At 70.8% G+C, this 9386-nt stretch carries 8 protein-coding genes and 1 pseudogene; 1 reads left to right on the top strand and 8 read right to left on the bottom strand.

All coding sequences use genetic code 11. The annotated features are described in order from the left end of the window. The 4 genes and pseudogenes from ACFXGX_RS11415 to ACFXGX_RS11400 all read right to left on the bottom strand — a co-directional run. Positions 1–989: pseudogene (locus tag ACFXGX_RS11415) on the bottom strand (hypothetical protein); the annotation flags it as partial. 160 nt (positions 990–1149) lie between these two features. Next, the gene (locus ACFXGX_RS11410) at positions 1150–1575 is read right to left on the bottom strand and encodes a DUF6113 family protein (RefSeq protein ID WP_384788208.1); all 426 of its coding nucleotides are present in this window, start codon (positions 1573–1575) and stop codon (positions 1150–1152) included. Beyond that, positions 1572–2480, bottom strand: coding sequence for an N-acetyl-1-D-myo-inositol-2-amino-2-deoxy-alpha-D-glucopyranoside deacetylase (gene mshB, locus ACFXGX_RS11405; protein ID WP_384788205.1), 909 nt, complete (start codon positions 2478–2480; stop codon positions 1572–1574). The genes ACFXGX_RS11410 and mshB overlap by 4 nt, the downstream gene beginning before the upstream one ends. 129 nt (positions 2481–2609) lie before the next feature. Next, positions 2610–2804 (bottom strand): hypothetical protein, encoded by a 195-nt coding sequence (locus ACFXGX_RS11400; protein ID WP_037620693.1) that lies wholly within the window; start codon positions 2802–2804, stop codon positions 2610–2612. 187 nt (positions 2805–2991) lie between these two features. On the opposite strand from ACFXGX_RS11400, the gene ACFXGX_RS11395 reads away from it, so the two are divergent. Next, positions 2992–5121 (top strand): prolyl oligopeptidase family serine peptidase, encoded by a 2130-nt coding sequence (locus ACFXGX_RS11395; protein ID WP_384788201.1) that lies wholly within the window; start codon positions 2992–2994, stop codon positions 5119–5121. Positions 5122–5280: 159 nt separating this feature from the next. Here ACFXGX_RS11395 and ACFXGX_RS11390 read toward each other — a convergent pair whose 3' ends face one another. The 4 genes from ACFXGX_RS11390 to ACFXGX_RS11375 are packed head-to-tail and all read right to left on the bottom strand — an operon-like array spanning position 5281 to position 9253. Beyond that, the gene (locus ACFXGX_RS11390; RefSeq protein WP_384788198.1) at positions 5281–6342 is read right to left on the bottom strand and encodes an ABC transporter ATP-binding protein; all 1062 of its coding nucleotides are present in this window, start codon (positions 6340–6342) and stop codon (positions 5281–5283) included. Further along, a complete protein-coding gene (locus ACFXGX_RS11385; protein WP_384788195.1) occupies positions 6323–7309 on the bottom strand; it encodes an ABC transporter ATP-binding protein in 987 nt (328 codons plus the stop codon). Before ACFXGX_RS11385 ends, ACFXGX_RS11390 begins: the two co-directional genes overlap by 20 nt. A 5-nt stretch (positions 7310–7314) precedes the next feature. Beyond that, positions 7315–8337, bottom strand: coding sequence for an ABC transporter permease (locus ACFXGX_RS11380; protein WP_384788192.1), 1023 nt, complete (start codon positions 8335–8337; stop codon positions 7315–7317). Further along, positions 8330–9253, bottom strand: coding sequence for an ABC transporter permease (locus ACFXGX_RS11375; RefSeq protein ID WP_384788189.1), 924 nt, complete (start codon positions 9251–9253; stop codon positions 8330–8332). The genes ACFXGX_RS11380 and ACFXGX_RS11375 overlap by 8 nt, the downstream gene beginning before the upstream one ends. Between the last annotated feature and the right edge of the window lie 133 nt (positions 9254–9386).

The raw sequence follows: 9386 nt of genomic DNA, 5'->3' as shown, positions 1-9386 counted from the left end.
GAGAAGGGCAGCCAACTCCTCTCCCCCTTGCGGTGCTTGCCGTCGACGCGGACGAGGGGCCGGGCCGGGGCGGCCGGGGGGGGGGGCCCGCGGCGGGCCCCGGCCGGGGGCCGCAGCGGGCCGTCGCCGGTGGCGGGACCGCCGGTCGGGCCGGTCGGGCCGCCGCGGCCGCTCTCGGAGAAGTACGGGAGGTCGTCGCGGCGCGGTTCGCCGGACCCCGCGGACGCGCCGGGCGTACCTGCCGCGCCGGGCGAACCGATGGCCGGGAAGGAGCCGGTGTCGCGCAGCGCCCCGGAGACGTCGAAGGAGCCCGTGCCGCCGCCGTGACCGGGGGCCACGGGTCCGGCGCCGGTGGCGCCGGGGAGCGCGGCACCGTTCGCGCCGCCGGGCCGTCCACCGGTGATGCCCAGCGGGCCCGCGCCGGGGGAGGGCGCCGGCCGTCCCGTGCCCGGGGTGGCCCCGGCGGGCAGGGCGCCCGCGGGAGCCGAACCGCCCGGCATGCCCGCTCCGTTGGTGGAGCCGGCGCCCGTCCCGCCCTTGGGGGGCGCGCCGGCCCTGCGGGGCGCGAACCAGTCGCTCGTCTTCTCCTCGGCCGGCGCGGGCTGCTCCACGGGCGCGGTCGCGGGGGCGAACGGGGCCGGGGCGGCGGCCGCCGGACCGGAGGCGCCCGCGGGCGCACTCGTGCCCTGCGGCGCCGGTGTGCCGGTCGCCTTGCCGTCGCCGCCGTCGGGCAAGGCGTCGGTGTCGGCGACGGGTGTACGGACGACCACGGGCGGGATGGGCCGCGATCCGGGGATGTTGATCCGGATCCGTGTCGTCAGCGTTGTCTCGGTCTTGCGCTCCTCCGTCGGCTTGCCGGCGGCCGAACGGCCCGCGTCGGCGCCGTTCTCGGAAGCCGCGGGGGTGCCGTACGGGGGCGTCCCCGACGGGTACGCGGCTCCACCGCGCCCGTTGGGCCCGGAGGACGAACTGTCAGTTTCACGACTCAAGGCAGGTTCTCCCGGTTGGCTCCGCCGCCCGTTTACTCGACCTCATCTCGGGCAGCTCGGCGGCGCGCACCACCATACTGGCCATGTCCGGCCCGCAAACCTCGACCGTGCAGGAATCTCGCACAGGACCCGCCCGGGACCGATGCGGCGAAGTGGTACGTCACTTGCCAAGTCGGGCACCGGAAGGGCCTGGTTGCCGCCCCTGACCGAGAGTGGCACACATCACAGCCACAGCCATGCCTCCGAGCAGGAAGAGATACGAGACGACTCCCGCGCCGAAGAGGAAGTCCCCTTCCGGGCGGCTGGCGGTGAGCAGGACGACGGCGACCATCCAGCCCGCCGCGGGGGCGACGGCTCCGGCCCGGGTGCCCGCCGCCCGCGCGCCGCCCAGGAAGAGTCCGGCGGCGCCCGCCAGGGCGAGCAGCAGCCCGAACGGGAACCAGCCCGGCTGCACCAGCGCTCCGGCGACGCCGACCACGCCGCCGAGCACAAAGAGCCCCAGGTAGGCGGCGATCCGCCCGCCCGAGGGTGGCTTCATCGGCTGGGCGAGCATGCTTCCCCCGCCGCGCTGTCCGTTCGAGCTCATCGCGGATCCGTCCCTCGCCCGGTCGTGCCGGTCCCCTCGAAGAGGTCTCGCTCGCGCGCCGCGGGGCGCGGGGCGCCGGCCAGTTCGTAGTACTCGGTGGTGAAGAGCGGCTGGGCCAGCTCGTTCGAGAGGACGAACCAGGGGCCGTCCACGGTGATCTGGGTGGCGTGCGCCCGCATCGCGGCGGCCTTGGCCATGGCGTACGCGATGCCGTCGATCTCGGTGGTGACGGTCGCCTCGTCGACCACGCCCGGTACGTCGCCGACGGCGGCGCTCCGGTCGAACGGCAGCTCGGGCAGGGCCTCGCGCAGGCGGGCGAACGCCTCCTCGGCGACCGGGCGCGGCACCCGGTTCCAGTAGGTCTTGGCGATCCGCCACGCGCCGCCGAGGTCGGGGCGGTGGGCGGGATCCGCGGCCAGCTCCGCGGCGCGCACGGCCACGCGGTGGGCCTGGATGTGGTCGGGGTGCCCGTACCCGCCGTCGGGGTCATAGGTGACGAGCACCTGGGGGCGCACCTCACGGATCACCTCCACGAGGTGATCCGCGGCGTCGTCGACGTCCGCGGCCCAGAAGGCGCCGGGGCGGTGGTTCTGCTCGGCGCCCATCATCCCGGAGTCGCGGAACCGTCCGGGGCCGCCCAGGAAGCGGTGGTCGGTGACGCCCAGCTCCTTCATGGCCGCCCTCAGCTCACCGGTCCGGTAGGGACCGAGTCCGCCGTCGCGGTCGGGGGCGAGATGGGCGAGTTCGGGCGGAATGACCTCGCCCTCCTCGCCGAGGGTGCAGGTCACCAGCGTCACCTGGGCGCCCTCGGCCGCGTACCGGGCCATGGTCGCGCCGTTGTTGATCGACTCGTCGTCCGGGTGCGCGTGCACCAGGAGCAGACGCCGGTCGGGCAGTTCCGTCATGGAACCCACCCTACGAGGCCCGGGTCCCCCGCCGTCCGGCGGCGCGGACCGGTCCGTTTCGCGGAGGCCGGACGGGGCAGGCGGGGAGCGGGAGCCGGACACTCTCCCCGCCCACGGCCCCGGGGCGGATCAGAACTTGATGCTGCCGATCATGCCCGCGATGTTCGTGGTCAGATCGCTGATCGTGGGCGCGATGGTCGAGGAGGCGAGATAGAAGCCGAGCAGCATGCAGACGACCGCGTGCCCGCCTTTCAGTCCTGACTTCTTGATCAGAAGAAAGACGATGATCGCCAGCAGCACCACCGCCGAAATCGAGAGTGCCACGGCGGCTCACCTCCAAAGTTCCCGGGGACTTGGGGTCCGGTACGGGTTCGGACACAAGGGGTCGGTACATCCAAACAGCAGCCAGCAGGTTCCTACCCACACAGCGCTAGTGATCATAACTATCCGTACGCGCGCATCGATCGGCGCACGGCCGCACAAGGGGGCGCATGGCCAATATGGTCGACGCATGACGAACGAGCCTCTCTCCTTCCCGCGCCGGTACGCCCGCACCCAGCGGTTCACCTCCGGCGCGCCGCGCGCGTTCACCGTGTCCCCCGACGGTTCCCGTGTGGTGTTCCTGCGGTCCCCCTCCGGTACGGAGCGGGCGAACCAACTGTGGGTCCTCGACGTGTCCGAGAGCCGTGAGCGGGTCGTGGCCGACCCCGCGGCCCTGCTCGGCGGAGCCACCGAGCACCTGTCCCCCGAGGAGCGGGCGCGCCGCGAGCGCAGCCGCGAGGGCGGCGCGGGCATCGTCGGATATGCCACCGACACAGCCGCCGAGTTGGCCTCTTTCACCTTGTCAGGGCGGCTGTTCACGGCCGAGCTCCGGGCCGGCACGGCGCGTGAACTCCCGGTCCCCGGACCGGTGATCGACCCCCGCCCCTCCCCGGACGGCACGCTCGTGGCGTACGTGTCCGGGGGCGCCCTGCGCGTGGTCGGGGCCGAGGGCGAGGGTGACCGGGCCGTCGCGGAGCCGGAGCCGGCCGGGGGTCCCGGGACGGTTTCCTACGGACTGGCCGAGTTCATCGCGGCCGAGGAGATGGGGCGTTCGCGCGGCTTCTGGTGGTCGCCCGAAGGGGACCGGCTGCTCGTCGCGCGCGTCGACGACACGCCCGTACAGCGCTGGTGGATCTCCGACCCCGCGCACCCGGAAGCCGATCCGCAGCGGGTCGCCTATCCGGTGGCGGGCAGCCCCAACGCCGAGGTACGGCTCTTCGTGTTCGGGCTCGACGGGGTGCGCACCGAGGTGTCCTGGGACCGGGCGCGCTACCCGTATCTGGCACATGTGCACTGGTCAGCCGCGGGTGCGCCGCTGCTTCTGGTACAGGCGAGGGACCAGCGCAGCCAGCTCTTCCTGGCCGTGGACCCGGATTCCGGCGCGACCCGGATGGTGCACGCGGACGAAGATCCAACTTGGCTTGATCTTTTCCCTGGAGTGCCGTGCTGGAGCCCCGGCGGACAGCTCGTGCGGATCGCCGACGAGGGCGGCGCGCGGGTCCTGGCGTACGGCGAACGCCCGCTGACCGGAGCCCAGTTGCACGTCAGGGCGGTGCTCGACATCTCGGCCGACGACGTGCTGGTCGCGGCCTCGGCGGGCGAGGGGGCGAGTTCCCCCGAAACGGGTGAAGTGCATGTGTACCGGGTGAACGAACTCGGCCTGGAGCGCGTCTCGCAGGAGCCCGGCGTGCACTCTGCCGTGCGCGCCGGGGGCGTGACCGTGCTCGTGTCGTCGGTGCTCGACCAGCCGGGCGCCCAGGTGCAGGTGCTGCGCGAGGGGAAGAAGGCGGCGACCATCTCCTCGTACGCCGAAGATCCCGGTTTGTCCCCGCGCGTGACGCTCACACAGGGGGGCGCACAGAAAATCCCATGCGCCGTGCTTATGCCTACCGACTACGACGGTGACACCCCCCTGCCCGTCCTCCTGGACCCCTACGGCGGTCCGCACGGCCCCCGGGTGCTGGCCGCGCACAACGCGCACCTCACCTCGCAGTGGTTCGCCGACCAGGGCTTCGCGGTGGTCGTCGCCGACGGGCGCGGCACCCCGGGGCGCTCCCCCGCCTGGGAGAAGGCGATCCGCGACGACCTGACGCTCTCCCTGGACGACCAGGTGGAGGCACTGCACGGTCTCGCGGAGCGGTTCCCGCTCGACCTGTCCCGGGTCGCGATCCGCGGCTGGTCCTACGGGGGCTGGCTCGCGGGACTCGCCGTGCTGCGCCGCCCCGACGTCTTCCACGCGGGCATCGCGGGCGCCCCGGTCGCCGACTGGCGGCTGTACGACACGCACTACACCGAGCGCTACCTCGGCGACCCGGCGACGAACCCGGCGGTGTACGCGAAGAGTTCACTGGTCACCGACGAGGGGCTGGCCGCGCCCGCGGACACGCACCGGCCGCTGATGATCGTGCACGGCCTCGCGGACGACAACGTGGTGGTGGCGCACGCCCTGCGGCTCTCCTCCGCCCTGCTCGCCGCCGGCCGCCCCCACGAGGTCCTGCCCCTGTCGGGGGTCACCCACATGACCCCGCAGGAAACGGTCGCCGAGAACCTGCTCCTGCTCCAGGTGAACTTCCTGAAGCGCTCTCTCGGCATGAGCTGACCCACCGGGAAAAACAACGAGCCGGGGTGACATGGCGACACCCCGGCTCGTTCACGGCACCCGCACGGCCGTACGGTGTTCACCCTGACGCGTCCGTATATCGGTACCGCTTCCGTCAAGTTGCCTGTGTGTTAACGAAGTTTGCTCACGTTTGTGCCGCTATGGCGTTCCGTCGGACGGCTCCTCGGGCGGCACGACCTGCTTCTCCTCCGCGAAGTGACAGGCCGAGTCGTGGGCGGCCGGTCCCTCGACGAGCCGGAACTCGGCCGGCACCGCGAGCAGCGGCACCTCCAGCGTGCAGCGTTCCTGCGCCTTCCAGCAGCGCGTGCGGAACCGGCAGCCGGACGGGATGTGCGCGGGCGAGGGCACGTCCCCGTGCAGGATGATCCGCTCCCGGTGCTCCCGGGCCTCCGGGTCCGGCACGGGCACCGCGGACAGCAGCGCCTGGGTGTAGGGGTGCGTCGGATGGTCGTAGATCTCGACGTCCCTGCCGGTCTCCACGATCCGCCCGAGGTACATCACCCCGACCCGGTCGGAGATGTGCCGCACGATCGACAGGTCGTGCGCGATGAAGACGTAGCTGAGCTCGAACTCGGTCTGGAGCCGGTCCAGCAGGTTGATCACCTGCGCCTGCACGGAGACGTCGAGCGCGGAGACAGGCTCGTCGGCGACGATGATCTCGGGCCGCAGCGCCAGGCCCCGCGCGATGCCGATGCGCTGGCGCTGGCCGCCGGAGAACTGGTGCGGATAGCGGTTGATGTACTCCGGGTTGAGCCCGACCACGTCCAGCAGCTCCTGGACCTTGCGCCGCCGGTCGCCCTTCGGCGCGACCTCGGGGTGGATGTCGTACGGCTCCCCGATGATGTCTCCGACGGTCATGCGCGGGTTGAGCGAGGTGTACGGGTCCTGGAACACCATCTGGATGTTGCGGCGCACCGCCTTCAGCGCCTTGCCGGACAACTGGGTGATGTCCTCGCCCTTGTACTTGATCGCGCCCTCGGTCGGCCTCTCCAGGTTGACCAGCATCTTGGCGACGGTGGACTTGCCGCAGCCGGACTCGCCGACGATGCCGAGGGTCTCGCCGCGGTCGAGGTGGAAGTCGACGCCGTCGACCGCCTTGACGGCCCCGATCTGCTTCCTGAACAGGATCCCCTGGGTGAGCGGGAAGTGCTTGACCAGTCCGCTGACCTCCAGCAGCGGCTCAGTTGCGGCTTGAGTCATCGAGGCACTCCCTCCAGAAGAAGCAGGCGCTCCCGCGGTCCGCGTCGACCTCCACGAGCGGCGGCACCTCGGTGCGGCAGATGTCCTGGGCCATCGGACAGCGCGGGTTGAAGGCGCAGCCCGGCGGGATGTGCATCAGGTTGGGCGGCAGGCCCTTGATGGCGTAGAGCTCCTGGCCCTTCTGGTCGAGCCGGGGGATCGACTCGAGGAGACCCTTGGTGTAGGGGTGGGCGGGCGCCTTGTAGATGTCGTGGACCGGGGCGGTCTCGACGATCCGGCCCGCGTACATCACCGCGATCTTGTCGGCGACGTCCGCGACCACGCCGAGGTCGTGGGTGATGAGGATGAGCCCCATGTGCAGCTCGCGCTGGAGTTCCGCCAGCAGGTCCATGACCTGGGCCTGCACGGTGACGTCGAGCGCGGTGGTCGGTTCGTCCGCGATGATCAGGGCGGGTTCCAGGGCCAGCGCCATGGCGATCATGATGCGCTGGCGCATACCGCCGGAGAACTGGTGCGGATAGTCCCGCACGCGCTCGGCGGCCCCCGGGATGCGCACGTGCTCCATCAGCTCGATCGCCTTGGCGCGGGCCTCCTTGCGCTTCATCCCGCGGTGCACGGTGAACATCTCGCCGAGCTGGTCCCCGACACTGATCACGGGGTTCAGGGAGGACAGCGCGTCCTGGAAGATCATCGCCATCTCGGCGCCCCGGACCTTGCGCCGCTCCTCCTCCTTGAACTTCAGCAGGTCCTTGCCCTGGAAGAGGATCTCGCCGCCGGTGATCTTCCCGGGCGGGATGTCGAGGATGCCCATCACCGCCTGGGCGGTCACCGACTTGCCGGAGCCGGACTCGCCGAGCACGGCGAGCGTCTCGCCCTCGTCGACGCTGTACGTGACGCCGTTGACGGCCTTGGCGACACCGTCCCGGGTTCTGAACTCCACGTGCAGATCGCGCACTTCGAGCAGCACGGCACTCACCTCAGCTTCGGGTCGAGGGCGTCGCGCACCGCGTCGCCGAGCATGATGAACGCGAGCACGGTGATCGCGAGCGCGCCGGCCGGCCACAGCAGCATGTGCGGGGCCTGGCGGATGTACGCGGAGGCCGAGGAGATGTCGATGCCCCAGCTCACCGTCGGGGGCTTGAGACCGACGCCCAGGTACGACAGCGTCGCCTCCAGCGAGATGTACGTGCCGAGCGCGATGGTCGCGACGACGATGACCGGCGCGATCGCGTTCGGGGTGATGTGCCGCAGCATCATCCGGGAGTTGGACGCGCCGAGGGCGCGGGCCGCGTGGACGTAGTCGTTCTCCTTGGTCGTGATGACGGAGCCGCGTGCGATCCGGGAGACCTGCGGCCAGCCGAGCAGCACCATGAATCCGACGACCGGCCAGATCGTGTTGCTGGTCACCACGGAGAGGAGGACCAGACCGCCGAGCACGACGGGGATCGCGAAGAAGATGTCGGTGATCCTGGACAGGACCGAGTCGCCCACCCCGCCGTAGAAGCCGGCGAGACCGCCGAGGAACGAGCCGAGGAGGGCGACCCCGATCGTGGCGAGGACACCGACGCTGATCGAGACGCGGGTCCCGTACACGGTCCTGGTGTAGACGTCGCAGCCCTGACCGTCGTAGCCGAAGGGGTGTCCGGACTGCGAGCCCTCCTGCGCCTTGGAGAGGTCGCACTTGAGCGGGCTCTGGTCGGTGATCAGCGAGGGCCAGATCGAGATCACGACCAGAAAGATGATGATGAGTCCGGAGATGATGAAGACGGGGTTGCGGCGCAGGTCCCGCCAGGCGTCGGACCAGAGGGAGCGCGGCTTCTCGCTGGGCCCCGTGCCCTCCGGTCCTCCCGGTGTCTTCTCCAGGGTCTCCGCTTCGCTCGATCCGAGGTCCATGGTGCCGCCGAAGCCGGTCGGAGCGATCGCGAGGTCCTCCGGCGGCGGACCTTCGGGGCCGTGGTGGAATTCCTCTTCCTCGTAGGGCGGCTGCTCAGGCATAGCGGATCCTCGGGTCGAGTACGGCGTACAGAAGGTCGACGAGCAGATTGGCGACCATGAAGATGAGGACGAGGATCGTCACGAAGCCGACGACGGTCTGGGTGTTCTGGCGCACGATCCCCTGGTAGAGCTGGTAGCCGACACCGTGGATGTTGAAGATCCGCTCGGTGACGATCGCGCCGCCCATGAGGGCGCCGATGTCGGTGCCGATGAAGGTGACCACCGGGATCAGCGAGTTGCGCAGCAGATGCCTGATGGTGACGCGGCGCCGCGGCAGGCCCTTGGCGACGGCCGTACGGACGTAGTCGGACCTCTTGTTCTCCGCGATGGAGGTCCGGGTCAGCCGGGTGACATAGGCGAGGGAGACCGAGGCCAGCACGAGGCCGGGCACGATCAGCTCGCCGAAGGTGGCGTCCGCGGAGACCGAGGGTTTGATCCAGCCCCATTTGACGCCGAGCAGGAGCTGGGCCAGCAGACCGGTGACGAAGGTCGGCACGGAGATGACCACGAGGGTGAGCAGCAGGACGCCCGTGTCGACCGGCCGGCCGCGGCGCAGACCGGTGATGACACCGAGCGTGATGCCGATGATGATCTCGAAGAAGATCGCGACCAGCGTCAGCCGGATGGTGACCGGGAAGGCGGTGGACATCAGCTCGGTGACCGGCTGTCCGTTGAACGCGGTGCCGAAGTCACCGGTGAAGATGTCTTTCAAATACAGCAGGTACTGGACGAAAACGTTCTTGTCGAGGTTGAACTCCTCCCGCAGCTGGGCGGCCGTGGCGGCGTCGCACTTGCGCTCACCGCACAGGCCCGCGATGGGGTCGCCCATCACGTTCACCATCAGGAAGATGAGCAGTGTGGCGCCGATGAAGACCGGGATCATCTGCAGCAGTCGCCGGATGACGTACCGTCCCATGAGTGCTCCGGGGAGAGAGGAGCGGGGGCGCGGGGGGGGGGGCCCCGGGGGGGGGGGGGGGTTGGGGTTTTAGGTGTTTTATGGGGCCCGGGAAATGGGTTGGTGGCCCGTAGAGGAGATGTTGGGGGGTGAG

It is taken from the genome of Streptomyces sp. NPDC059371 (genome assembly GCF_042751995.1).
GTDB lineage: Bacteria > Actinomycetota > Actinomycetes > Streptomycetales > Streptomycetaceae > Streptomyces.
The sequence above is the reverse complement of the archived record's forward strand: the minus strand, read 5'-3'. Positions and strand labels throughout refer to the sequence as shown.

Coding starts and splice junctions, on each gene's coding strand:
- ACFXGX_RS11395 (WP_384788201.1), top strand. CDS start 2,992: ATGACGAACGAGCCTCTCTCCTTCCCGCGCCGGTACGCCCGCACCCAG.
- ACFXGX_RS11380 (WP_384788192.1), bottom strand. CDS start 8,337: ATGCCTGAGCAGCCGCCCTACGAGGAAGAGGAATTCCACCACGGCCCC.
- mshB (WP_384788205.1), bottom strand. CDS start 2,480: ATGACGGAACTGCCCGACCGGCGTCTGCTCCTGGTGCACGCGCACCCG.
- ACFXGX_RS11410 (WP_384788208.1), bottom strand. CDS start 1,575: ATGAGCTCGAACGGACAGCGCGGCGGGGGAAGCATGCTCGCCCAGCCG.
- ACFXGX_RS11390 (WP_384788198.1), bottom strand. CDS start 6,342: ATGACTCAAGCCGCAACTGAGCCGCTGCTGGAGGTCAGCGGACTGGTC.
- ACFXGX_RS11375 (WP_384788189.1), bottom strand. CDS start 9,253: ATGGGACGGTACGTCATCCGGCGACTGCTGCAGATGATCCCGGTCTTC.